Origin of the sequence: Thermoanaerobacter kivui, from assembly GCF_000763575.1 — a bacterium.
GTDB lineage: Bacteria > Bacillota > Thermoanaerobacteria > Thermoanaerobacterales > Thermoanaerobacteraceae > Thermoanaerobacter > Thermoanaerobacter kivui.
In genome coordinates this window covers 580,133-605,505 of sequence record NZ_CP009170.1, presented here as the reverse complement: position 1 = coordinate 605,505, position 25,373 = coordinate 580,133, and the positions used below count along the sequence as shown (strand labels likewise).

At 35.3% G+C, this 25,373-nt stretch carries 19 protein-coding genes, 9 tRNA genes and 2 pseudogenes; 1 reads left to right on the top strand and 29 read right to left on the bottom strand.

Going from position 1 to position 25,373, the window contains the following annotated elements:
- Positions 1 to 102 precede the first annotated feature (102 nt).
- The 16 genes and pseudogenes from TKV_RS03000 to TKV_RS02925 all read right to left on the bottom strand — a co-directional run bounded on the left by TKV_RS03000 (position 103) and on the right by TKV_RS02925 (position 7,256).
- On the bottom strand, positions 103 to 594 hold the full coding sequence (locus TKV_RS03000; RefSeq protein ID WP_236617314.1) for a hypothetical protein: 492 nt from the start codon (positions 592 to 594) through the stop codon (positions 103 to 105).
- 41 nt (positions 595 to 635) lie between these two features.
- The gene (locus tag TKV_RS02995) at positions 636 to 1,052 is read right to left on the bottom strand and encodes a PTS sugar transporter subunit IIA (protein ID WP_049684694.1); all 417 of its coding nucleotides are present in this window, start codon (positions 1,050 to 1,052) and stop codon (positions 636 to 638) included.
- Positions 1,040 to 2,074: pseudogene (locus tag TKV_RS02990) on the bottom strand (BglG family transcription antiterminator); the annotation flags it as partial. The gene TKV_RS02995 and the pseudogene TKV_RS02990, both read right to left, overlap by 13 nt.
- 419 nt (positions 2,075 to 2,493) lie before the next feature.
- Positions 2,494 to 2,569, bottom strand: a tRNA-Lys gene (locus TKV_RS02985).
- A 36-nt stretch (positions 2,570 to 2,605) separates the two neighbouring features.
- Positions 2,606 to 2,682 (bottom strand) — tRNA-Arg (locus TKV_RS02980).
- A 15-nt stretch (positions 2,683 to 2,697) separates the two neighbouring features.
- Positions 2,698 to 2,773, bottom strand: a tRNA-Gly gene (locus TKV_RS02975).
- Positions 2,774 to 2,780: 7 nt separating this feature from the next.
- Positions 2,781 to 2,867 (bottom strand) — tRNA-Leu (locus TKV_RS02970).
- Between the two features lie 36 nt (positions 2,868 to 2,903).
- A tRNA-Lys gene (locus tag TKV_RS02965) sits at positions 2,904 to 2,979 on the bottom strand.
- Between the two features lie 6 nt (positions 2,980 to 2,985).
- Positions 2,986 to 3,060 (bottom strand) — tRNA-Gln (locus TKV_RS02960).
- A 3-nt stretch (positions 3,061 to 3,063) separates the two neighbouring features.
- Positions 3,064 to 3,140 (bottom strand) — tRNA-His (locus TKV_RS02955).
- Positions 3,141 to 3,151: 11 nt separating this feature from the next.
- Positions 3,152 to 3,228, bottom strand: a tRNA-Arg gene (locus TKV_RS02950).
- A 4-nt stretch (positions 3,229 to 3,232) separates the two neighbouring features.
- Positions 3,233 to 3,306 (bottom strand) — tRNA-Gly (locus TKV_RS02945).
- A 198-nt stretch (positions 3,307 to 3,504) separates the two neighbouring features.
- On the bottom strand, positions 3,505 to 4,005 hold the full coding sequence (locus TKV_RS02940; RefSeq protein ID WP_049684693.1) for a metallophosphoesterase: 501 nt from the start codon (positions 4,003 to 4,005) through the stop codon (positions 3,505 to 3,507).
- Positions 4,002 to 4,601 carry an XTP/dITP diphosphatase gene (locus TKV_RS02935; RefSeq protein WP_049684692.1) on the bottom strand — a complete coding sequence of 200 codons (600 nt, stop codon included), beginning with the start codon at positions 4,599 to 4,601 and terminating at the stop codon, positions 4,002 to 4,004. The genes TKV_RS02940 and TKV_RS02935 overlap by 4 nt, the downstream gene beginning before the upstream one ends.
- A complete protein-coding gene (gene rph, locus TKV_RS02930) occupies positions 4,561 to 5,346 on the bottom strand; it encodes a ribonuclease PH (RefSeq protein WP_049684691.1) in 786 nt (261 codons plus the stop codon). The genes TKV_RS02935 and rph overlap by 41 nt, the downstream gene beginning before the upstream one ends.
- A 140-nt stretch (positions 5,347 to 5,486) precedes the next feature.
- Complete coding sequence (locus tag TKV_RS02925) at positions 5,487 to 7,256, bottom strand: N-acetylmuramoyl-L-alanine amidase family protein (RefSeq protein ID WP_049684690.1); 1,770 nt, start codon at positions 7,254 to 7,256, stop codon at positions 5,487 to 5,489.
- A gap of 177 nt (positions 7,257 to 7,433) precedes the next feature.
- Between TKV_RS02925 and TKV_RS13125 the strand changes: the two genes are divergently transcribed.
- Complete coding sequence (locus TKV_RS13125; RefSeq protein WP_173402320.1) at positions 7,434 to 7,604, top strand: hypothetical protein; 171 nt, start codon at positions 7,434 to 7,436, stop codon at positions 7,602 to 7,604.
- 136 nt (positions 7,605 to 7,740) lie between these two features.
- On the opposite strand, the pseudogene TKV_RS02920 reads toward TKV_RS13125, so the two are convergent.
- The 13 genes and pseudogenes from TKV_RS02920 to pcrA form a co-directional block, all read right to left on the bottom strand.
- A pseudogene (locus tag TKV_RS02920) lies at positions 7,741 to 8,678 on the bottom strand (RNA-guided endonuclease InsQ/TnpB family protein).
- 5 nt (positions 8,679 to 8,683) lie between these two features.
- Positions 8,684 to 9,001: a recombinase family protein gene (locus TKV_RS14075; protein WP_049684689.1), complete on the bottom strand. Its 318-nt coding sequence runs from the start codon at positions 8,999 to 9,001 to the stop codon at positions 8,684 to 8,686.
- A gap of 597 nt (positions 9,002 to 9,598) precedes the next feature.
- Positions 9,599 to 10,561, bottom strand: coding sequence for an ABC transporter ATP-binding protein (locus TKV_RS02910; protein WP_049684688.1), 963 nt, complete (start codon positions 10,559 to 10,561; stop codon positions 9,599 to 9,601).
- Positions 10,554 to 11,585: an ABC transporter ATP-binding protein gene (locus tag TKV_RS02905; RefSeq protein ID WP_049684687.1), complete on the bottom strand. Its 1,032-nt coding sequence runs from the start codon at positions 11,583 to 11,585 to the stop codon at positions 10,554 to 10,556. The genes TKV_RS02910 and TKV_RS02905 overlap by 8 nt, the downstream gene beginning before the upstream one ends.
- 12 nt (positions 11,586 to 11,597) lie before the next feature.
- Positions 11,598 to 12,515 (bottom strand): ABC transporter permease, encoded by a 918-nt coding sequence (locus TKV_RS02900; protein ID WP_049684686.1) that lies wholly within the window; start codon positions 12,513 to 12,515, stop codon positions 11,598 to 11,600.
- A gap of 2 nt (positions 12,516 to 12,517) precedes the next feature.
- Positions 12,518 to 13,447 (bottom strand): ABC transporter permease, encoded by a 930-nt coding sequence (locus tag TKV_RS02895; RefSeq protein WP_049684685.1) that lies wholly within the window; start codon positions 13,445 to 13,447, stop codon positions 12,518 to 12,520.
- 95 nt (positions 13,448 to 13,542) lie between these two features.
- Positions 13,543 to 15,195, bottom strand: coding sequence for a peptide ABC transporter substrate-binding protein (locus TKV_RS02890; protein WP_049684684.1), 1,653 nt, complete (start codon positions 15,193 to 15,195; stop codon positions 13,543 to 13,545).
- Between the two features lie 603 nt (positions 15,196 to 15,798).
- Complete coding sequence (locus TKV_RS02885) at positions 15,799 to 17,451, bottom strand: peptide ABC transporter substrate-binding protein (RefSeq protein ID WP_049684683.1); 1,653 nt, start codon at positions 17,449 to 17,451, stop codon at positions 15,799 to 15,801.
- Between the two features lie 504 nt (positions 17,452 to 17,955).
- A complete protein-coding gene (gatB, locus tag TKV_RS02880; RefSeq protein WP_019907433.1) occupies positions 17,956 to 19,383 on the bottom strand; it encodes an Asp-tRNA(Asn)/Glu-tRNA(Gln) amidotransferase subunit GatB in 1,428 nt (475 codons plus the stop codon).
- Positions 19,383 to 20,849, bottom strand: coding sequence for an Asp-tRNA(Asn)/Glu-tRNA(Gln) amidotransferase subunit GatA (gene gatA / locus TKV_RS02875; protein WP_049684682.1), 1,467 nt, complete (start codon positions 20,847 to 20,849; stop codon positions 19,383 to 19,385). The genes gatB and gatA overlap by 1 nt, the downstream gene beginning before the upstream one ends.
- 12 nt (positions 20,850 to 20,861) lie before the next feature.
- On the bottom strand, positions 20,862 to 21,149 hold the full coding sequence (gatC, locus tag TKV_RS02870; RefSeq protein WP_003868770.1) for an Asp-tRNA(Asn)/Glu-tRNA(Gln) amidotransferase subunit GatC: 288 nt from the start codon (positions 21,147 to 21,149) through the stop codon (positions 20,862 to 20,864).
- Positions 21,150 to 21,223: 74 nt separating this feature from the next.
- The gene (ligA, locus tag TKV_RS02865) at positions 21,224 to 23,212 is read right to left on the bottom strand and encodes an NAD-dependent DNA ligase LigA (RefSeq protein ID WP_049684681.1); all 1,989 of its coding nucleotides are present in this window, start codon (positions 23,210 to 23,212) and stop codon (positions 21,224 to 21,226) included.
- 17 nt (positions 23,213 to 23,229) lie between these two features.
- Complete coding sequence (pcrA, locus tag TKV_RS02860; RefSeq protein ID WP_049684680.1) at positions 23,230 to 25,365, bottom strand: DNA helicase PcrA; 2,136 nt, start codon at positions 25,363 to 25,365, stop codon at positions 23,230 to 23,232.
- Positions 25,366 to 25,373: the final 8 nt, after the last annotated feature.

Below are 25,373 nucleotides of genomic sequence, written 5' to 3'. Positions count from 1 at the left end.
GTAAATTATTTACATAATCTTGAAACTATTTTTAGTTTTACTCAGCAACTTCACTTTCATCTTCAACTTCTTCAATAACAGGTTTTTTTAATGCATTTACCATTAATGAGTAACCGCAATACCTATTAGTACAGCTACTATAAACATGATTTTATTATCTACAACTGGTAACACAATAGGTCCACCATGTGGTGCATGGTCTCCAACCTTCCCTATTGCTGCTATCGCAGCACCTATAGATGAGCCTACCATTATAGATGGTATTACTCTTAATGGATCGGCTGCAGCAAAAGGTATAGCACCTTCTGTGATACCAATCATCCCCATTGCAAGTGCACCATACCCTGCTTCCTTTTCTGCTTTAGTGTACTTGTTTGGTGCTAACAATGTAGCAACACCCATCCCAAAAGAAGCTGTACCAATATCCATCATACTTTTTAACACTGGATTTGTAACAACTGCACCTTTACCAGCCTGCACACCACTTAATGCAATTGAAAAAGCTATTAAAACACCACCTATGACAACTATAGGTATCATGTAAGATACGCCTGTCATTAAATATTCTCTAATCCTTTTTAATTCTTCGTTCATCGTATTTTTATCCTCCTTATCTATTTTGTTTTTGTTTATTTTTAACTTACTTGGATATCACTTAAAGCATTTAAAATTTCCTCGACAGTTACTGCTTTTTTTAGCATTTCAATAAAACTATCATTCATTAATTTTCGTGATAACTGTGACAATATCTTAAGATGAACATTATCCACATTTTCTTCAGGCACCCCTAAGAGAAAAATTAAATTGACAGGTTTGCCATCTAATGAATCCCATTCTATTCCATCAGTTGTTTTACCAAATACTATCATCGCCTCCTTTACAGCTTTTGATTTTCCATGTGGTATTGCGATTCCATTCCCCACCCCCGTTGTATATGCTTTTTCTCTATCAAGCACACTTCTCGCATACTCCTCTACAGAAGTTATTTTCCCTTCTTTTTGCGCTAATTCCGCCAATTTTATAATTGCCTCTTCTTTGTACCATTTAACAATTGCTTATCATTGCTTAAATCAAGAGATAATGCCCTTTCAGCAATATTTATAATTTCTTTTGACATAATAACCGCTAGCTCAATACTTTCTTCATCTTCCAACTCTAAATTCACATCTTCAATTTTATTTTGCTGCATTTTAGTACCAATGATATGCAATACAATATATCCTATTTCTGATTCAGGAAGAACTACATTAAATTTCGCTTCTATCTCTTTCGCCATCTGTTGAGCTATTACATATTCATCTTTTTGCTTTAGATTATTTAAGACCGCCTTTGATAATTTAACATCTTTTTTATGCTTTAGTCTTTCGATAGAAATAGCTACATGTATAACCAAACTTATAAAAGCCTCATCCGAAAATCTAAATTTGAGTTTTGATTCAGCATTACTAACTATTTTTTCAAGTTGCTTGTAATCAATATCAAAAAGTTCCCTTAATTGCATTAATGTTCTATAATCTATCCTACCAGTGTAATCATTATATAAAAATTCTTTTAATTCTTTTTGTTCTTTAGTTGAAACAATTAAGCTTGCCACTGCATTTCGCCAATTCTCTTCATCGCCTACCACTTTAATGCCATAGTTAGGTTTTTTTAGAAGTTTTAGATTAAATTTGTTAAGCCATTTTTCAACACTTTGTAAGTCTTTGTGTATTGTAACCCTACTTACATAAAGTTCCTCCGCTAGTTCTTTTGTAGTTACACTTCCTTTACTCATAAACAATCGCTTTAAAATGTAGTTTTTTCTTGCTTCAGGCGAAAAAGGTTCTTCAAAGTCTAAACTCTTTTTAATCTCATCAGCAAGCTCAAGCTTTTTATTTCTAGGCCCCTCTAGTACAATACCTACTCTTGGTTTTTTGATAATTTTTACGCCTTTTTGTTGTACAAATTCTTCAGCTTTTTTTAAATCATTCCTTATTGTTTTATTCGATACTTTCAGTGTATTTGCGATATAATCAACCGTAAGTGGCTGTTCGCTATTTAAAAGCATATTTATAATCTCAAGTATCCTATCCATAATTAATCACCCTTTTACCACATTTAATGTGGTAACTATATCAAAAGATAAAACAAAAAAGACCAGGAAAATATTCTCCCAGTCTTTTCTTTAAGCCTTTTTCACACTTCATATATGGCAATTTTGTTTCTTCCTTTATTGCATTAAGCCAAGCTATTAAATGGCAGATGATAAAAACTAATCCGTGTGACAATATAGATCTACCAAAACAAACAAGGCAGAAAATAAAGTACTAACACCAGAGCAAGCCAAAAAGTTTTTAGAAGCCTGTCCTTACAATAGACTAGGAGCATTATTCGAAGTGCTTTTACCTGATATGCAAAAACAAGCTACAGCAAAGGTTGAGGAAATGTTATTTTGATTTCGCACACAAAAAGGGTTCGACACAATGCCGATACCCTTACATTTCGCATAAATACTGGTGCGCCATTAGGGACTCGAACCCCAGGCCCGCTGATTAAGAGTCAGCTGCTCTACCAACTGAGCTAATGGCGCACGGAAAATAATATTATTATTTAACTTTCTTTCATCTGGTGCGCCCTGTAGGATTTGAACCCACGACCTCCAGGTTCGAAGCCTGTCACTCTATCCAACTGAGCTAAGGGCGCAATAATTAATTAAAATGGAGCGGACAACGAGACTCGAACTCGCGACCCTCACCTTGGCAAGGTGATGCTCTACCAACTGAGCTATGTCCGCATTTTCATGGTGCGGGAGAAGGGACTTGAACCCATATGCCACTTTAGGCACTAGAACCTGAATCTAGCGCGTCTGCCAATTCCGCCACTCCCGCTTAAATTTAAACCCTTACTCTGTAATCTCTTGAAAATGGTGACCCATCCGCGACTCGAACGCGGGACACCCTGCTTAAAAGGCAGGTGCTCTACCTCCTGAGCTAATGGGTCATGTATTGGCTGGGATGGCAGGATTCGAACCTACGAATGCCAGAGTCAAAGTCTGGTGCCTTACCACTTGGCTACATCCCAGCATGGGGTGGATAGTGGGACTTGAACCCACGACCTCCAGAGCCACAATCTGGCGCTCTAACCAACTGAACTATATCCACCACAGAATAAATGGTGCGCCTGGAGAGATTCGAACTCCCGACACACGGCTTAGAAGGCCGTTGCTCTATCCAACTGAGCTACAGGCGCATACTGGAGCGGGTGATGGGAATCGAACCCACGTAACCAGCTTGGAAGGCTGGGGCTCTACCATTGAGCTACACCCGCACATCGATTAATTGCCAGAGTCAAAGTCTGGTAGTTCCTCACTTAGTTTCTTAATCCGTCTGACATTTTTAGATTATATCAGATGCCATTCTCTTTGTCAACACTCATTTTCTAAAAAAATTTTATTGTATAATTATTCCTTTAGTCGTAGACAAGTCGTGTAAGAGTATGCTTAGAGCATACTCTTACACCTGTCTTTTATGCTTCTTTCATGACTGCTACTTCTTCTAAATTTATAAGCCGTGGGAATATGCCGCTTTTATCAATCGTGACTAAAGCTATAGTCCTTTTTGACCCTTCTCTTGGCAGTGACGGACTCCCAGGATTTAAAAGTAAAATATCCTGATGCCTTGAAATCATAGGAATGTGAGTGTGTCCAAAAAAGACTGCATCTACTCCTAATTCTCTACCTTTTTCTAAAATCGTTTGGTACTCGTATTTGACGTAGTACCTGTGGCCATGAGTTAATAATATTTTTTTGCCTTCTATTTCAATTATTTTTTCCAATTCATCTTTTGTAGGAAAGTCACAATTTCCTTTTACATACTCCAATGGAATTCCAAATTCTTGTGATAATTGAATGACATCTGACGCGTTGTCTCCTAAATGGATAATATAATCTATCCCTTTAAGTTCGCGCATTTTTTTTCTCACTAACGTCAGCATGCCATGGGTATCGCTAACAACTGCCAAAATCATTTATCTTCCTCCAAACCTTTAAAAAGATAATTTTTAAGTTTTTTAAGAGCCAGCGACCTGTGGCTTATTTTGTTTTTTTCATCCATGCTGAGCTCTGCCAAGGTTTTTCCTAATTCCTCTACGTAAAATATTGGGTCATAGCCAAAACCGTTTTGTCCTCTGGGATGGTCCAAAATATACCCATCTAGTCTTCCCTCTAACACAACTTCTTCATCTTTGTTGATAACTGCTATAACCGTTTTAAAATACGCTTTTCGCTTATCAAAAGGAACACCTTCCAACATTTGTAGCAACTTTTTGTTATTGTCCTCAAAAGTAGCATTTTCTCCTGCAAACCTCGCAGAATAAACTCCTGGTTGACCATTTAAATACTCTACGAAAAGACCTGTATCATCTGCTATAACTATTGCATCAACTTTGCCTTTTAAAAACCGCGCTTTAATAAGTGCATTTTCTTCAATGGTATGTCCCATCTCTTTTACATCCTCTTTTATGTTCAAATCTGCCATAGAATAAATTTCCACCGGATAACCCTCAAAATATTTCTTTATTTCCTCAGCTTTGTGAGGATTGTGTGTCGCTACCGCTATTTTCAACTGCATCAACTCCTATTTTATCAGCAATGTCAGAAAGAACTTCTTTTTGTATTCGGATAATCTGTTCAATTCCATACTCTGCAAGATTCAATAGTTCAGTTAAATTTTCCTTGGTAAAAGGTCCTCCTTCTCCTGTACCCTGAATTTCGACGATTTCGCCCTTGTCCGTCATTACCACGTTCATATCCACCAATGCATTCGAATCTTCATTGAAAGACAAATCTAAAAGTTTGTTTCCCTCTACAATGCCTACACTAACCGCTGCTACAAAACTTTTAAGTGGAAGTCTAGAAATATCGCCTTTTTCCACAAGTTTGTAAAGGGCATCCGCCAGCGCAACAAAAGAACCAGTAATAGATGCAGTCCTTGTACCACCATCTGCTTGAATGACATCACAATCTATCCATATGGTTTTTTCTCCTAACACATGTAAATCTACGACAGACCTCAATGCCCTTCCTATAAGTCTCTGTATTTCCATTGTCCTTCCTGATGGCCTTCCTTTTGTCACTTCTCTTTGCGTCCTCGTTTCAGTTGCCCTTGGCAACATCGCATATTCGCTTGTTATCCATCCTTTACCTGTGCCTTTTTGAAATGGAGGTACTTTATCCTCAATGGAGGCAGTACAAATGACTTTTGTGTTTCCCATCTCAATTAGCACTGAACCTTCAGCAAACTTATTAAAATTTCTCGTAATTTTTATAGGTCTCAGTTCATTAAATTCTCTTCCATCAATCCTGTTCATTTCTTCAACCCTTTCGTTTTATAAAAAATAGTTTAATGTTAATTTATCCTGTTTTGTCATTCAATATTATTTTAAAACCTTTATTAATATTTTACAAGAACATGAAGGTAAAAAAATCTGGTTTAAAAAAAACCAGACCGTTAACGATTATTATTTGCATCATTTGTGTTATATACTGAATTAGAAACAGTCGTAGAAATAGAGCCCTCTTTTAATCTCTTAAAATATTCTACAATTCCATTATATATTCCTTGAGCTACTTTCCATTGGAAGGCATCGTCCTGAAGCAAAGCAGCATCATCAGGATTGGTTATAAAAGCTGTTTCGATAAGTATTGCCGGCATTTTTGTATTTTTTAACACTGACAAATTAGGCCCTTCTTTAAGCCCTCTGTTTACAGTGTTAATCTCTTTCATTAAGTTGTCATGGATGATTTGAGCAAAAGTCTTGTTGTCTCTTGTGTCTCCCTTGTATCCATTTGGATAATACCATATTTCTGTGCCTTTAGGAGTTGGAGTCCCAAAAGCATTGGTGTGTATGCTTATAAATACATCTGCTCCTGAATTGTTTGCTTCCTGTGACCTTGTAATAAGGTCTACAAACACGTCAGAATCTCTAGACATCATAGTTCTAAATCCGCCTTTTGTAAGAAGATTATTTAACTTTAAAGCAATCGCCAAATTTATATCAGATTCTCTTATATTTCCTACCCCTGTCGCACCAGGGTCACTTCCCCCATGTCCAGGATCTATGTAAATAAGGGGCATTTCATTCGACTGAGACTTCAAGACCAACATTATAATGTTTTTATCGAGTATTTTTACAGAATAATCCGCTTTCCCAGTAGTATCTGCCACCACTCTCACTGTATCGTTGTTATACTGTGAATACCTTATAGCCGTTATAACATTTCCTTGCACTGTTATCTGACCAGCTTTACTTCCATCTGGCATTTTAAGAATAGCATCTGATATGTCAACAACTATCTTATTATCTCCAACTTTTTGAGTATTAAAGTGTTCTGCATCGCAATTGATTATAACTTTGTCATAATCTCCTTCTTTTACAAAACTTATTCCTGTTACCTCGCTTGTCCCAACATCAAAATAAATCGTTAAGCTGGTATTGTCTTGCGATTGGGTAATATTATAAGGAACCACATCTGTTAAATATATTACCGCTCGCACTTTAGGAACAGGTTGCGTTTGGTTTTGTGCGATTACCGCATTTACCAGGTTTTTTCTATTTATATTTATATTTGTTTTCCCTTTACTCCATATGGCGTTTTCTACATCCACATAAATTCTAATATTCCCAGGTTCTTCTATCATTCCTTGATTGTACTTTATAGGCTTGTCTGCTCTAATATTCACAGAAAACACACCGCTATTATAGCTTGTACTAAAATCCGTTATATTTGTAATTTTAGGCGGAGAAGTGGTATTTATCTGGTAATTTTTTTGGTCCCATTCTACTTTGTACCCAAAGGTTTCAAATAAAAATCTAAAGGGGATATATGTATATCCTTCGTTGCCAATTTCTATTATTCTCGCAGGAGCTACTAACTTAACTTCTTTCCCATCTACTAAAGCAATATCACTTCCAATGGTCAATTTAACCGTCTTATCTTTTGTTATAGTGACAGATTTAGTATTTCCATCCCACTCTACTTTAGCTCCGAATCCATTTTCTGAAATTACTCTCACAGGAATTAATGTGCTATCTTTTAAAATCAAAGGCGGGGTCTTGCCTGTGTCAAAATTTTGACCATCTATTTTAATTGTGACATCTGGCACGTTATAATAAAAAGGCTTGCTGTCTACTAAAATAGTGTTCTTATAAGCAAAAACCGTACTGTAAAATGCTAAAATTGCTACAACCACTGCAACAAATAATCCTATTTTTTTCACGAAAAGCCCCCCTTTTTGTGAAAAAATCGACTTCAAGTATATCATAATACATCAATATTACAAAATGATTACAAACTCATTACAATTTCTTAACTTTATTAGTAATTACATATATGGTATCGGTTAAATGGATTAGTTTTTTGAGTTTTAGGAAAAATAAAATTGGAGGTGAAAATTGTGACTAACATAAATTGCACAGCTGATTGTATTTACCAAAAAGAAGGAAAGTGTACTTTATATAACATTTCAGAGGCTACAAAAATTGATAATAACATTGGCAATGACTCTAACAATAAAAATACTACCATTGATTGCCCTTATTATAGAAAAAAAAAGCAGCAATTTTAGCTGCTGTATAAAGGGCTATTTTATTAGAAAAGGCGCATAAAACAAATTGGTAAACAACGCATCTACAATTACCAGGTTATGAATAGTGTTTAAAATATTAAAAACCATTCAAAATTTTATTAAACACTATTCTTTGTTAGGCTATGTTCAGCCTAACTGGGTGTAACCCCACACCCTCTATCCCCTCCGCAAATGCTTTGGGGAATACTTTTCTTATAATGTTGTACGCGCTGTTTACATCTGCATTTATTAAAATTCCTTTATTACTTTTAAATAGTCCCCTCTTTATCCTTCGATGTGGATTGTAGTTTGTTTTATTAACTTCTTCTCCATCTAAAAAACTGCAACCACTGGTGTAACTCTCTTCTACAAGTATGAAGTTTATCTCTTCTTCTTCGCATTTATATTTGAGCATGTTTATAAAGTCATAAAAAGGAACACTTACAAAGTTTTGATTGTTTATTTTTCCTAATTCTATTTCCTGCTTCCATCCAGAATTGTATCCAACTACAAGTGTATCTACGTCGTATTGTTTACACCAATTAACTATGAATCTACTTATCTTGTGCATAAGGTCTTTTATCTTGTTGTCTCTTTTTATTGATAACTTTTTGATTCTGTTGCTGCTACCTCTATTACCTACATAGCTCATCAATTCTGCTTTTTTCTTGTTGTAATACTGATTTATTGACTTAATAACTTTGCCATTAATAGCAACACTTCTACCATTTTTCTTTTTATATTTTGGTAGTTTAGGTCTACCATTAAACTTCTTTTTATCCTTTTCCCATTCTTTTATTGCTCTGAAAAATGATTTCCAATTTCTATCGAGAAGTCTTAGGGTTTGTTGTGCAGTCTGGGCAGGCAGATTTTTATAAGTTTCGTGTTCTTTTAATATTCCATTGAGCTTTCTGTATCTTATCCATTTGTTGTTATTTATAAACTCTGTCTTATGATGTAGTTAGCATAATTATATAGATTTTTTGTCGCAAAGCATATTTTATCACAATACTGCCACAGCTCATGATTTCTATTTATCTGAATTTGTTCTACTCTCTTGGTTATTATCATCAAACACCTCACTTTCTAAAAGTTTTTTTATTTTTTGAACTTTTCTTATAGCAATTCAGTAAACTTATAATTTCTTCAATTATTTCTTGAGAATCAAGTTTCTCATTTCCAACTTCTGATACAACAATTATCTCAGTGTTAAATTTTCTAAATAAATGTTTAAACAACTCAAATCCTACTCTGCATAACTCTACAGGAATAGACCACCTTTGTGCTTTTATGTCATAGGAAAGATAATAAAGTTTTTTATGAAAATTTTTTTTACGCCATTTGAGAAGGATAAATTTGCGATATTGCAAAACCGGTATCATTAGTCCAAATTCCATATACACTTCCCCCATCCCAAAAAAGGGGTGAAGGCATATTTAAATTTTTCTCACCAACAGTCAAGTCTCTGCTCCACATATCGGAAGGATTACTCGAAAAAACTTTTAAAAACTCATAAAAATGATAAGAAATTAAGAGGAGAGAAATTATCACGACTAATAGAATTGACACAGCCTTTTTAGACATTTTATCCCTTCTTTTTAGAATTTTAAAAAAAAGCACTCGCTACACGTGCCTTTCAGTTTGTTGACAAAGTTAAAAAATATTCAAAGGAGATATTTTGCATCGTCGCTCCGATGTTCCAAAGCGACAAAACTAAAGCTCGACCTTCGGGCTCCGGCAGGGTACCGGGCACAATCGGCATCCATGCCTTAAGGTGCCCGCCTCCGCCATCCATGGCTTCGGCCCTGCCTCCACCCTCGGTCTTGCTAAGTTTCCCGGCACTCAAGTAGGAGAGTTTGATAAAGCAAAAATAGAAAAAACAAGCATACTTACTTGAGTGCCGGGTCGCTTTGTCACAAGTCGCTCCTTATGCAAAATATCTTCTTTACGAAAGTTTGTCAACAGTCTGAAAGACACTCGCTACAAGTGCCTTTTTATTTATTAAAAAGATGACAAGCAACAAAATGACCGCTACCCACTTCTTTAAGTGGAGGAGTTTGTTCTTTGCAAATATCCATCGCATATTTGCATCTCGTTCTAAATCTACAACCAGGGGGTGGATTTATTGGGCTTGGCACGTCACCTTCAAGTATTATTCTTTCTCTTTTTCTCTCTACATTAGGGTCAGGTATAGGTACCGCTGACAAAAGTGCCTGAGTATAAGGATGTAGCGGATTAGAGTAAAGCTCAGCGCTACTAGTCATTTCCACAATCATTCCTAAATACATTACAGCAACATTATCACTTATATGCCTTACCATGCTCAGGTCATGAGCAATAAACAAGTAGGTAAGACCTTTTTCTTGTTGCAAATTCATCAAAAGATTTACAATCTGAGCTTGTATAGACACGTCTAAAGCAGATATAGGTTCATCAGCTATGATAAAATCTGGTTCTATAGCCATTGCCCTCGCTATACCAATTCTTTGTCTCTGACCACCTGAAAATTCGTGAGGAAATCTATTAGCATGTTCTCTATTTAATCCTACCATCTCTAAAAGTTGATATATTCTTTCCATCCTTTCTTTTCCAGTATAAAGTTCGTGTATGTCAATTCCTTCACCAATGATATCCCCAACCGTCATACGGGGATTTAAAGAGGCATAGGGGTCTTGGAAAATCATTTGCGCTCTTCGGGCAAATTTCTTTCTTCCTTCGTAAGTTAGATGGTTAACTTTTTCTCCATCAAATATAATTTCTCCTGCCGTTGGCTCATAAAGTCCTATTATGGTACGGCCAGTCGTAGATTTGCCACACCCCGACTCTCCCACCAAACCTAATGTTTCTCCTTTTTTAATGGTAAAGCTTACATCATCTACAGCTTTTAAAATGCCACCACTAACATGAAAATATTTTTTTAGATTTTTTACCGCGAGCAAAACTTTGTTATCACTCATCTACTGTTACCCCCATTCCAAATGGATTAGCAACTTTTGGAGCATAGGGGTGTTTAAGCCAACAAGCAACTTGCTGAGTCTCTGATTCTTTAGTGACCTCTGGCGGAGCTTCATAACATATTTTCATAGCATAATCACACCTTACTGCAAAAGGACATCCAACAGGTGGTGCAAAAAGGTCAGGCGGTGTCCCAATAATCGGTACAAGTTTTTCTTTATTCTTTGCATCTAAGCGAGGAACCGACTTTAATAGCCCCCAAGTATAAGGATGTTGTGGGTTATAAAATATTTCATCTACTGTACCTCTTTCAATAATTTTACCTGCATACATTACCACAACTCTATCCGCTATATCAGCAACAACTCCAAGGTCATGAGTAATAATAATTATTGAAGTATTAAATTGTTTTTGCAAATCTTTCATCAAATCTAAAATCTGAGCTTGTATTGTAACGTCTAAAGCTGTAGTTGGCTCATCTGCAATTAATAATTTAGGTTTACAAGCTAGAGCAATAGCGATCATCGCCCTCTGTCTCATTCCACCTGAAAATTCATGAGGATATTGATGAATTCTTTTTTCAGCATTTGGAATTCCAACAATGTCCAACATTTCTTTAGCCCTTTTTATAGCTTCTGCTCTAGTTACATCTTCATGTTTTAAAATTACTTCAGCAATTTGATTACCTACTGTCATTGTAGGATTCAAAGAAGTCATAGGATCTTGGAATATCATACCAATTTCTGAACCTCTTATTGATTGCATCTCTCTATCTGTATAATTAGTTATATCTTTTCCATCAAATATGATTTTCCCACCTTTTAATCTCCCTGGAGGTTCAGGGTTTAGTTTCATTACTGCATGCATTGTCACAGACTTACCACAACCAGATTCGCCAACGATTGCCAAGGCTTCTCCTTTATACACTTCAAAGCTTACGCCTCTTACGGCTTTAACCTCCCCGGCATAGGTATCAAAAGAATACTCCAAATCTCTTACTTCTAACAATACTTCTTTTTTTTCCATGTCAATTCCTCCTTATTTGCGCAACCTTGGGTCAAGAGCGTCTCTTAAACCATCACCTAATAAGTTGAAAGAGAGCATTGTTATACTTATGAAAAACGCCGGGAAGAACAATTGGTAAGGATACATGAGCAATACATTTGTAGCATCATTAGCTAAAGTTCCCCAACTTGCTAAAGGAGGCTGTACACCTAAACCTATATAACTTAAGAAAGCTTCTGTAAAAATTGCAGCAGGAACGTCGAAAGTTATAGAAACTATTATTGGACCTAAAGTATTTGGAATTAAGTGCTTCATAATTATTCTTCCGGGAGAAGCTCCTAAAGTTTTCGCCGCCATCACAAATTCTTGTTCTTTTAACTGCAAAACTTGCCCTCTTACAAGTCTTGCCATTCCTACCCAACCTGTTATAACCATTGCGGTAATTATAGTAACAATCCCAGGTCCCATAACAAGCATAAGCAAAATAACTAATATAAGATAAGGTATTCCATACAAAATATCTACAATACGCATCATAACATTGTCAACTTGTCCTCCAAAGTATCCTGAAATTCCCCCGTAAATTACACCAATGATACCATCCAGTAAAGCCGCTGCAATACCTATAGTAAGGGATATTCTTGCTCCCATCCACGTCCTTACAAATAAATCTCTGCCCAGATAATCCGTACCAAACCAATGCTCAGCAGATGGCGGTTTATTTGTCATCATAAGGTTTTGGTCAGAATATTTGTAAGGTAATAAATAAGGCCCTATGATCGCCATTATGCCCAATAAGATAAGAAACACCAAAGATGCCATTGCAACTTTATTCATTTTAAGCCTTCTCCATGCGTCTTGCCAGTAAGTCATACTGGGACGAATTATTGCTTGACTTTCCTCAATATTTGGTCCTACTCTTTCAAATTTCTCTCTTGTAATTTCAACCACAATTATTTACCCCCTTTAGAAAGCCTTATTCTTGGATCTATGAAGCCATATGTTATATCAACAAGGAACATCATAAATACAAGTATAACGCTATAGAAAATAGTTGTCCCAAGTATCATGGTATAGTCGTTGTTATATATACTTTGAACAAAATACTTGCCAAGCCCAGGTATTCCAAAAATTCTTTCAATAACAAATGTACCAGTCACAATTCCCGCAATCAATGGTCCTAATACAGTTATTATTGGTAAAATGGCATTTCTTATCATATGCCTCCAAACAATCTCAAAAGAAGAAAGTCCTTTTGATTTAGCAGTCTTTATATAGTCCTGTCCAATTACATCAAGCATGCTTGCTCTCATTAAACGAGAAATTATTGATAATGAAGCAAAAGACAAAGCTACCGATGGAAGTATAGTATGAGCAAAAGTTCCCCATCCTGACACAGGAAGCCATCTTAGTTTTGATGCTATCCAATACTGCAATAATGTAGCAATTATAAAATTAGGAACAGACCTTCCTATAATCGCCAAAATCATTGAAACATAATCCCAAAAACCATTTCTGTTTAATGCCGCCACAATTCCAAGAATCAATCCTAAAAATACTCCTATTATTATTGATTGCATTCCTATCTGAAAAGAAGCCGGAAAACCGTTTGCTATGATTTCATTTACAGTTCTGTTTAAATATTTTAATGAAATGCCCAAATCACCATGTAGTAAATTTCTTAGATAATATCCGTATTGCACAATTAAAGGCTTATCAAGATGATATTTAGCCAACATGTTTTGCCTTATTTGTTCCGGAACCCTTTTTTCACTTGTAAAAGGATCACCAGGAATCATGTGCATTAAGAAAAACGTCAAAGTGACAATGACCCACAAAGTTATAAGCATATATAGCGTTCGCTCTAAAGTATATCTTAACAAATTCCTACACCTCCAATGGCGTTTGATGTAAATGCAGCGAATATATATGGCCTATGCCATATATATTCGCGTTTATATTATTTATTTTATCCCTTTTATTTCTTACCTTCAATGTAAGTCCATTTCATTTCCCAATCAGGTCCAAACGTTGGTAAGTATAAGTCTTTTACATATGGTTTTACAACATACGCCCTTGCTTGGAACCACAATGGACCAATTGGCATATCTTCCATTAAGATTTTTTCTGCTTGAATCATTTCTTCATTTCTTGCTTTCAAATCGCCATTTACTTTTGCTTCCTCTATGAGTTTATCATAATTTGGATTGCTGTAGAAAGCTGTATTATTACCATTGTTTGTCTCCCACATATCAAGGAAGGTCATTGGGTCATTATAGTCAGCACCCCAACCAGCAAGAACTATTTGATAATCTCCCTTATCCATCATATCAAGCCTTACTTTAAATGCTACGCTTTGAATTTCAACTTGTACTCCAAGAGCTTGATTCCACATTTGTTGTAAAGCTACAGCGTATTTTTTAGCAGTATCTATATCCCCCGTTAAGAATTTTATACTAGGTAGTTTACTAAGGCCAAGCTCTTGTAAGCCTTTTTGCAAGTATTCTTTTGCTTGTGCCACATCATTGTCTTTGAAATAACCTTGCCCAGCTTCACTCCTAAAATCTCCGTTGTAGCCAGGAATTCCAGGAGGAACTATGGCTTCTGCTGGTATAGAACCATTTTTGGCAACTTCTTTTACAAAAAGCTCTCTGTTAATCGCAAGAGTAAATGCTTTTCTTATATTAGCATTTTTAAATATTTTATCTTTATTATTAAATTGCAAATACCAAACAGTCGCAAGTGCATAGTTGTGATATTCAGGTGAATCTTTATATTTGTCTATATAATCTCCAGGAATAAAGATAGAATCAAGAGCTCCTGTATCATAGTTTTGCACCAGAGAGTTATTATCTTTTATCATCGTAAAATTAATTGTTTGAAGTTTTACATTATCTTTATCCCAGTAATTTGGGTTTTTTTCGAGAGTAATGCTTTGTTCATGCTCCCAAGACTTAATTATAAATGGACCGCTGTAAACTAAAGTGTTTGGATCTGACCCAACTTTATCACCATATTTTTCATATATCGACTTTTCAAGAGGCATATAAGTCGGGAATGAAGTAAGTCCTAAAAATTGAGGTGCTGGTGCTTTCAAAGTAACTTGCAAAGTTTTGTCATCAAGAGCTTTAACACCTACTTGATCAGCACTACCTTTACCTGAGTTATACTCTTCAGCACCTTTTATATAAAAGAGCTGATAGGCATATTGTGAAGCTGTGTTGGGGTTAAGTGCTCTTTTCCACGCGTATTCAAAGTCATAAGCAGTGATAGGATTGCCATCGCTCCATTTTGCGTCTCTCAAATGGAAAATATAGGTAAGACCGTCCTCTGAAATTTCCCAATCTTTAGCAAGCCCTGAACCTTTTTCAATCTTGCCATTCATGTCGTATCTTACAAGACCCTCTAAAACGTCATTTAAAATTGTAAAAGAAACTTCATCTGTAGCTTTTTGCGGGTCCAATGTAGGTGGTTCATCACCTAAATTTAAATTCAAAACTTGTTCGCTTGCGTTATTTGCAGAAATTGTACTTGTAGAAGTCTTACTTTGACCGCTGCAACCTGCAAGTACTGCGCTTAAAACCAAAACTATTGATAGTAACGTCACTATAGCTCTTTTGTGTCTTAACATAAATTTTCTCCTCCTATTTTAAAAATTCAATTTAAAAGACTTGGCCCCCCTTAAAAATAAATATAAAAATTGTTCTTATTTTATGTTGCTTACTTCACCTCCTCAGTAAAGTAAACTTTGACTTGTGCGTGCAATACATCTTAAATATATATAAATTTTATATCATTTAAAGGTAATAATCAATACACAAAATTATGCACAAATCGAAAAGCTTTTCCTTATATATTAATATATTTAGACAAAAAATAAAAAAATCCTTCAAAATTCGTTTAACTATTAAAAAATTTTGTAAACATTATATTAAAACTAAACTCAACCCAAATTTTATCTTGATTCTTTGATTTTAACGCACTGAAGTTTTATATAACTAAATATATATACTTAATCTCTACTTTAATTATTATCTACATTAATCTTTTCAAATCAAGCAAATTATTTGTAAGTACTAAATTTTTTGTTTAATTATAATAACATTTGTTTAATTATAATAACATTTGAAATATTAACAAATATTTTGTGCTCTATTTGAGCCACAAAAATGTAAAAAGCCAAGCCTTAAAAGACCTGGCTTTTACGAGATATGTTTATTTTTCCACTTCAATTTTATTTATTCTTTCCCTCAATATATGTCCATTTCCATTCGTTGTCCACACCAACTGGGAACCTTACCCAGTCTTTTACGTATGGTCTTTGCAGGTATGCTCTTCCTGCGAAGTAGAGAGGACCAATTGGCATGTCTTCCATCAAAATCTTTTCTGCTTCGTGCATTGCTTGCATTCTCACTGAATTATCATTTGTAGAGTTAGCCTTCTTTATAAGTTCATCGTATTTTGGATTGCTGTAGAAAGCTGTGTTGTTTCCACCACCTGTTACCCAAAGGTCCATAAACGTCATTGGATCATTGTAGTCAGCCGCCCAACCAGCGTATACTATGTCATAATCTCCTTTGTCCATCATATCAAGTCTCACTTTAAACGCGACATTTACAATATCAACACTTACACCCAAGTTTTTGTTCCAGAATTCCTGCAATGCCTGTGTATGCTTTTTAGCAGCGTCACTATCTCCACCTACAAATTTTATCTTTGGAAGCTTGTCGATTCCCAATTCTTGCATTCCTTTTGCAAGAAGCTCTTTTGCCTTAGCTACATCATTGTCTTTAAAGAAATCTCCGCCTTCTTTTCTAAACTCTTCTTTTTCACCAGGTATTCCTGGTGGAACAAATGAAAGAGCAGGTATTGAACCATTCTTGAGGATGTTATCCACAAAAGCTTTTCTATCTACTGCATATGTGAAAGCTTTTCTCATGTTAACATTTGAGAATATTTTGCTCTTATTATTGAATTGTAAATACGACGTTGTAGCCGTTGCCATTTGATGGAAATTTGGATCGTCTTTGTATTTGTCAATATATTGTCCTGGTACACCTATACTATCATATTCTCCTGCTTCGTATTTTTGAACAATGGCATTTTCATCTTTTAACATATCCATATTTATTCTTTCCAGCTTTACATTGTCTTTATCCCAGTAATTTGGATTTTTTTCAAGAACAATGTTTTGTTCATGGTTCCATTCTTTTACTATGAATGGCCCGGAATAAACCATTGTATCTGGTGAGGAACCATATTTGTCTCCATATTTTTCAACAGCAGCTTTTTTCGCTGGCAAATATGTGATAAAAGATGTTAACCCTAAAAATTGAGGAGCTGGTTTTTCAAGGATGACTTCCAATGTTTTATCATCAAGGGCTTTTACTCCCACATCTTCAGCTTTTGCTTTGCCACTATTATATGCCTCAGCATTTTTAATGTAGTAAAGCATATATGCGTACTGTGAAGCTGTTTCTGGAGCAAGGGCTCTCTTCCACGCGTATTCAAAGTCATGAGCAGTGATAGGAGTACCGTCACTCCACTTGGCATCCCTTAAGTGGAAGACATACCTCAATCCATCAGGAGAAATTTCCCAGTCAAGTGCAAGGCCTGAGCCTTTTTCAACTTTTCCTTCCTTATTGAGCCTTACCAATCCTTCTAATGTGGCATTTAAAACATCAAAAGACACAACGTCTGTGGCTTTTTGCGGGTCAAGGTTTGGTGGCTCTTCTCCAAGGTTTACATTCAACACCTGTTCGTCTTTCTTTTCGGTTTGAGAAGAAGTCTCACTCGGAGCAGTCTGTTGTTTTGAACAACCAGAAAAAAGCACTGACAAAATAAATAAAATAGCAATCCCCAACACTAAAAGTTTTTTACTTTTCATCAAAAAATTCCTCCCTCTTATTAACAAATTTATCTTTTTGAACTTTCGTTTATAACACATCTCTCACCCTCAGCTGATATTTAAAAATTTTCAGCAAAATTTAAATTATAAATTTTATCTATTTTATATATTAGATAAAATATACAAAATTCCTGCTTAAATTTTATAAATTTTTTATTGCTACAATTGTAAATGCAAAAAAAACAAACTATATTTGATTATTCATTATTTTGACTGGAAATTTATAAACTATTTAAAATATATCAAATCTGTTTTTCACCATTAAGAACTGATAAATAGCATGAATTCTAAAATATAACGTTTGTCTAATTTGCTTATAATTATATCATCAAGTGTTTACATATACAAGACTATTTTATGAATTCAGTGAAAAATGTTTAAATGATAAAATATACTTGTAATTGTCGCTTTTTTACGAATAAAATAAAAAAAGCAGCCTACATATATAATGTATGCTGCTTTTTTATTAATAATTACTAGCTATTACTTTGACAATTCTTCTTTCAAAATCTGATTAGTAAGCTGCGGATTTGCTTTTCCTTTGGTCGCTTTCATAACTTGCCCTACTAAAAAGCCCATTGCTTTCTCTTTGCCGTTTTTGTAATCCTCTACTGATTTAGGATTTTCTGCTATGACTTTTTTGATAATTTCTCTTAATTCATTCTCATTAGCTATCTGTTTCAATCCTTTTTCTTCTACTATTACCTCTGGCTCTTTCCCTGTACCAAACATCTCTTCAAAAACAGTTTTAGCAATGGATCCGCTTATCACACCGTTATCAATTAATTTAAGCAACTTTACTAACATTTGCGGTGTTACTGGTACTTCGTCTATTTCTTTTCCTGTCTCATTCATGAGGCGAGAAAATTCTCCCATAAGCCAATTGCTTACAGTCTTTGGAGAATCATATTCGAGAACGCACTTTTCAAAAAAGTCGGCCATTTTCTTTGAAGAAGTTATAATTTTAGCATCATATTCAGGCAAACCGTACTCAGCAATAAATCTTTCTCTCTTGTGGTGTGGCATTTCAGGCAAAGACTTTCTAATCTCTTCTTTCCACTCATCTGTTACAATTATTGGAACTAAATCTGGTTCAGGGAAATACCTGTAGTCATGAGCTTCCTCTTTTGTCCTCATAGGCTCAGTAATTCCTTTTGACTCATTCCATCTTCTTGTCTCTTGTACTATTGTTCCGCCTTCTTCTAAGACTTTTATCTGTCTTTTTATTTCATATTCCAACGCCTTTTGAACGGCTTTAAAAGAGTTTAAATTTTTAAGCTCTATTTTTGTCCCTAATTCAGTACTTCCCACAGGCCTCACAGACACATTTGTATCAACTCTTAAAGAACCTTCCTGCATTTTGCAGTCAGAAACTTCGGTATACTCTAAAATGCTCTTTAATTTTGTTAAGTATTGATAAGCTTCTTCAGGTGTAGACATATCTGGCTCAGAAACTATTTCAATGAGAGGCACTCCTGCACGGTTGTAATCTACTAAAGAACCATCTGTATTTTCATGTAGCAACTTTCCAGCATCTTCTTCAATGTGTATCCTCTTTATTCCTATTTTCTTTGTCTGCCCATCTATTTCAATTTCTACATACCCGTTGCTGCACAAGGGAAGGTCATATTGAGAAATCTGATAAGCTTTGGGTAAGTCAGGATAAAAGTAGTTTTTTCTGTCCATCTTGCTGAAGTTTGCAATTGTGCAGTTTAAAGCAAGTCCCGCTCTTACAGCATATTCTACAACTTTTTTATTTAAAATTGGTAAAGTGCCGGGAAGTCCAAGACATACCGGACATACGTGGGTATTAGGTTCACCGCCAAATTTGGTAGTACAGCTACAAAAAATTTTGCTCTCTGTCAAAAGTTCGGCATGGACCTCTAAGCCAATCACTGCTTCGTACTTCATTATCTTGCACCTCCTATGGCCTGTGGTTTAGCATTAAATTTGTTAGCTTGTTCAAAGGCATAAGCGACATTTAATATTTTCCCTTCGTCAAAATGTCTGCCAATTATCTGAAGTCCAACAGGTAAGCCATCTGAAAGACCACAAGGTATGGATATGCCAGGGAGCCCCGCTATGTTAACCGATACAGTGTATATATCCGCTAAATACATGGCTAACGGGTCGTTTGCCCTTTCTCCAATTTTAAAAGCTACAGTAGGACTTGTTGGACCTATTATTACATCGCATTTTTCAAAAGCTTTTTCAAAGTCATTTTTAATGAGAGTTCTGACCTTTAATGCTTTTTTGTAATAAGCATCATAATAACCAGAGCTTAAAGCATAAGTCCCTAGCATTATCCTTCTTTTTACTTCTTTGCCAAATCCTTCGCTTCTCGTAACCATGTACATGTCAATCAAATCTTCATATTTTTCTGCAATATGGCCGTATCTTATGCCATCATACCTTGCAAGGTTGGAACTAGCCTCTGCCGAAGCGATTATATAATAAGCTGGAAGAGCATATTCTACATAAGGAATAGATATATCTATGATTTCTGCTCCTAAATCCTGTAAAACTTTTATGGATTCTTGTACAGTTTCTTTTACTCCTTCTTCTATTCCCTCGCCAAAAAATTCTTTAGCCACTCCTATCCTCAAACCTTTAATATCTTCTTTGAGATAAGAAGTGTAATCAGGCTTGTCTATCTTTAAAGAAGTAGAGTCTTTGGGGTCATGCCCTATAATTGTATTTAATACAATAGCACAGTCTGTAACATCTTTTGTAAAGGGCCCAATCTGGTCAAGTGAAGAAGCAAAAGCTACAAGGCCATATCTTGACACCAATCCATAAGTAGGTTTCATCCCTACTACACCGCATAAAGAAGCTGGTTGTCTTATAGAACCACCTGTATCTGAACCCAAAGCAAAAGCCGCCTCGTCTGCCGCTATAGCTGCTGCAGAACCACCAGAAGACCCTCCTGGAACACGGGATAAGTCCCAAGGATTTTTTGTAGTCTTAAAAGCTGAATTTTCTGTAGAAGAGCCCATTGCAAATTCGTCTAAATTGGATTTTCCTAAAATTATCACTCCTTCTTCTAGTAATTTTTCCACTATTGTGGCATTATAGGGAGGAATATAGTTTTCTAGCATCTTAGAAGAACAAGTGGTTTTTATTCCCTCAGTAGAAATGTTGTCCTTTATTATGACAGGAATGCCTGTAAGGGCCGTGTCCTCTCCTTTTTTGATTTTCTCATCTGCTTCTTTTGCTTTTTGCAAGGCAAAATCCTCTGTAATTGTGATAAGAGCATCTATTTTAGGTTCTACTTCTTTTATTCTTTCAAGATAGGATTTTGTCACTTCCAAAGCACTGACTTCTCTCTTTTTGAGAAGTTCTCTAAGTTCGTGAATTGTCAAACTATATAATTCCATTTATGTACCTCCTCATTCTATAATCTTTGGCACTTTAAAACAGCCGTTCTCTTTATAAGGTGCATTCATCAATATTTTGTCTCTGTCCATTGAAGGCTTTACTTCGTCTTCTCTAAATACATTATGAATTGGCACTATATGAGCTGTAGGCTCTACATTTTCAGTGTCCAATTCGTTTAATTTGTTTACATAGTCGATAATTTTGCTCAGTTGCACTGTAAACTCTTCTATTTCCTCTTGCGAAAATTTGAGACGGGCCAGTTTAGCCACATGCTCAACTTCGCTCCTGCTAATAGCCATGTTACCACACCTTTCCTTTATTATTCACATCTTATAGTTTACCACAAAAACATATTTTTTGAAGGATAGAGTTTTTAAATATTTTCACCTTTTAGCATTTCTTCAAATTGTTTTTCATCAATTATCTTTATTCCTAATTCTTGGGCTTTTTTAAGTTTAGAACCAGGATCTTTACCTACTAATACATAGTCCGTTTTTTTACTTACTGAATTTGTAACTTTTCCACCTCTTTCTTCAATCATTCTGGTAGCTTCTTCTCTCGTGTAATTTTCCAACGCTCCTGTCAAAACAAAAGTTTTCCCTTCAAATATGTTGCTTACTTTTTCTTTTGAAAGCTTTTTCATGTTTACTCCAGCATTTTTAAGTTTTTCAATTATCTCTAAATTTTGTTTTTCTGCAAAAAAGGAAACTATGCTTCTTGCCATCTTAGGTCCTATGTCAGGCAAATGTGTAAAGTCTTCAAATTTTGCCTTCATGATATTGTCCATTGTCTTAAAATGCTCAGCAATCACTTGGGCAGCTTTACTGCCTATTAAGTTTATACCCAAGCCAAAGAGCAATCTATCTAAATCTCTTGTTTTGCTTTCTTCAATAGCATTTAATAAATTTTTAACAGATTTGTCTCCCATTCTTTCTAATTGTATTAAATCTTCGTATTTAAGATAATACAAATCTGCTATGTTGTGAATTAGACCTTTTGACAAAAGCTGATTTATTATAGCTGGCCCCAATCCTTCTATATCCATTGCATCTTTTGAAGCAAAGTGGATAATGCCTCTTAGAAGCTGTGCAGGACAATTTAGACCTGTACAACGCCTTATAGTCTCCCCCGGAAGCCTCACAGCTAAAGCACCGCATTCAGGGCATCTATCTGGCATTACAAACTCTCTTTCTTGTCCAGTCCTCTCTTCTTTTACCACTTCTACTACTTCAGGAATGATTTCTCCCGCTTTTTGAACTATTACCGTATCTCCTATCCTTATGTCTTTCTCTTTTATGTAATCTTCATTATGAAGTGTAGCTCGGCTCACAACTGAACCTGAAATAGTTACAGGCTCTAATATAGCTGTAGGAGTAAGAGCTCCAGTCCTTCCTACTTGAACTATTATATCCAAGACTTTTGTCTTTTTCCTCTCAGCAGGATATTTAAAAGCAATAGCCCACCTGGGGTCTTTTGCAGTCTGTCCTAAAATTTCTCTCTTTTCAAGTTCATTTACTTTTACAACTGCTCCATCAATGTCGTAAGGCAGCTTATCTCGTAAGTTTCTTATCTCTTCTATTTCTTTTATTACTTCATCTATATTGCTACATTTTTTATGAATTGGTATTACTTTAAATCCTTGTTCTTTCAAAAATTCTAATGTCTCTATGTGAGTTTTAAATTTTCTATCCTCAATCTTCTGAAGGTTAAAAATAAAAATGTCTAAATCTCTTTTCGCCGTCACTTTAGGATCTAATTGCCTTAAAGAACCTGCTGCAGCATTTCTGGGATTTGCAAAAAGGCTTTCCCCTAATTTTTCTCTCTCCTCATTTAATTTTTCAAAAGAAGTGCGTGGCATGAAGACCTCTCCTCTTACAACAAGGCTCACATCATCCTTAAGCCTTAAAGGAATTGACTTTATAGTCTTTAAATTTTGTGTGACATTTTCTCCTACGATCCCGTCTCCTCTTGTAGAACCTACAGTAAATATGCCATTTTCATAAATTAGTTCCACAGATAAACCGTCAATTTTTAATTCTACTACGTACTCTACATCTCCCACTGCCTCTCTTACTCTTCTATCAAAGTCTCTAAGTTCTCCCTCAGAAAAAGCATTAGCCAAACTTAACATTGGAACTACATGGGTAAAAGGCTCAAATTCTTTTAAAGGCTCCCCACCTACTCTTTGGGATGGAGAGTCTGGAGTTTTAAGCTCTGGATATTTTTCTTCTAATTCTATAAGTTCTCTCATCAGCATGTCGTACTCATAGTCTGAAATCTCTGGTTGGTCCAAAACGTAATATCTGTAATTGTGATAATTTATTTTTTCTCTCAATTCCTTTATCCTTTCTTTTGGCTCCATAATCCAACCTCCACAACTTAAGAAATAGCTTTAATAGGAGCAAACTTTAAGTCTAACTTTTTTATGCCCACATTTGGAAAGGCAACTGTAATCTCTTCTCCTTCTACTTTTACTACAGTACCTATCCCCCATATTTTATGCTCCACTTTATCTCCTAAATTATATTGAGCCTTTTCATAAGTTTTCCTTTCTACATAGCTAGATACAGGCCTATACTCTTCTCTTGGCTTTGATAACTCATGGTATCTTACTAAAAACCTCTCAGGTATTTCGCTTATAAAACGGGAATAGGAGCTGTACTGAGATTTGCCGTATAAATTTCTCCTCCTCGCATAGGTCAAATAAAGTTTTTCTTTAGACCTCGTAATACCAACATAACAAAGCCGTCTTTCCTCTTCTAATTCATATTCATCTGTAAATGACTTAAAAGAAGGAAATACCCCTTCTTCCATACCTACCATAAAGACTACTGGAAACTCTAATCCTTTTGCAGAATGTAAAGTCATGAGAACAACGCTTTCTCCAATCTCTCCAGCCAAGTCAATATCAGAAACCAATGTTATGCCGGACAAAAATGCTTCTAAAGATTTGTCCTCTGAAGACTCTTCAAATTCATAAGCCGCATTTAAAAACTCATTTAGGTTTTCTATTCTTCCCTCTGCTTGCTCTGATTCTTCTTTTTCTAACTCCTCTATATATCCAGTCTCTTCTAAAATGTAATTTATTACTTCACTGACAGTCATTGTATCTTTTTTATCAATTAATTCTAAAATAAACTCCTTAAATTCTAAAAGGCTATTTTTAGCCCTTTGGCTTACTTTTGCATCATCTATTGCAAAAAAAAGACTGGTGTCTTTCTCCAAAGCTGTAGCCTCTAATGCTTCAATGGTTGCAGCTCCAATACCTCTTTTAGGAACGTTTATTATCCTTTTAAAAGATATGTCATCATAAGGATTTACAAGTATACGCAAATAGGCAATTATGTCTTTTATTTCTTTTCTGTCGTAAAACCTTAAAGCTCCGACCACTTTGTAAGGAATTCGCACCCTCATTAAGGCTTCCTCAAAAGCACGGGACTGGGCATTTGTCCTGTATAAAATAGCAAAATCCCTAAAACTTCTATTTTCTCTTTCTTTTAAGTTGATTATTTCCTGTATCACAAATTCCGCCTCTTCCCTCTCATTCTCTAATTCACAGAGAATTATCCTTTCTCCTTCTTCATTATTTGTCCATAAAGTCTTTTTCTTCCTTCTTATATTATTATCTATGACATAATTGGCTGCTTCCAATATTGTTTTGGTAGAACGATAGTTTTGCTCTAATTTTATAACTTTAGCCTCAGGATAATCCTTCTCAAAGTTTAATATGTTACCTACATCTGCCCCTCTCCAGCCATATATGCTTTGGTCATCATCGCCAACCACACATAAGTTTCTGTATTTCTGGGCTAACATATTCACAAAATGGTATTGAGGCATATTTGTGTCTTGATATTCATCTACCATTATGTATTTAAATTTTCTCTGGTAAAAGTCTAAAACTTCGGGACTTTCCTTAAAAAGTTCAATAGTTTTTATAATTATGTCATCAAAATCAAGGGCATTGTTTTTCTTTAACTTTTTTTGATATAATTTGTATATTTCACTTATTTTCTTACTTCTATACTCATTTCCAAAAACATAAATATACTCTTCTGGAGTTACCATTTTATCCTTTGCAGAAGAAATAGCATTTAAGACAGTTTTCACAGGATACTGTTTTTCACTTAAATTTAGCTCTTTAAGACATTCCTGTATTAAAGCCTTTTGGTCAGTAGTATCAAATATGACGAAATTTCTGTCATAGCCTATTTTGTCAATATCTCGCCTTAAAATTCTCACACAGGCAGAATGGAAAGTAGATACCCATAGGTCACCTATATAACCTAATAAATCTTCTACTCTTGTTTTCATTTCTTCTGCCGCTTTATTTGTAAAAGTGATAGCCAGTATGTTAGAAGGGGATACTTTTTTCTCTTTTATAAGATAAGCAATTCTATGAGTTAGGACGCGAGTCTTGCCGCTTCCAGCTCCCGCTAATATCAAAAGAGGTCCTTCTGTAGTCATAACTGCTTCTCTTTGTTTGTCGTTGAGGTTACCTAATATGTTGTTCATTTTTTTCA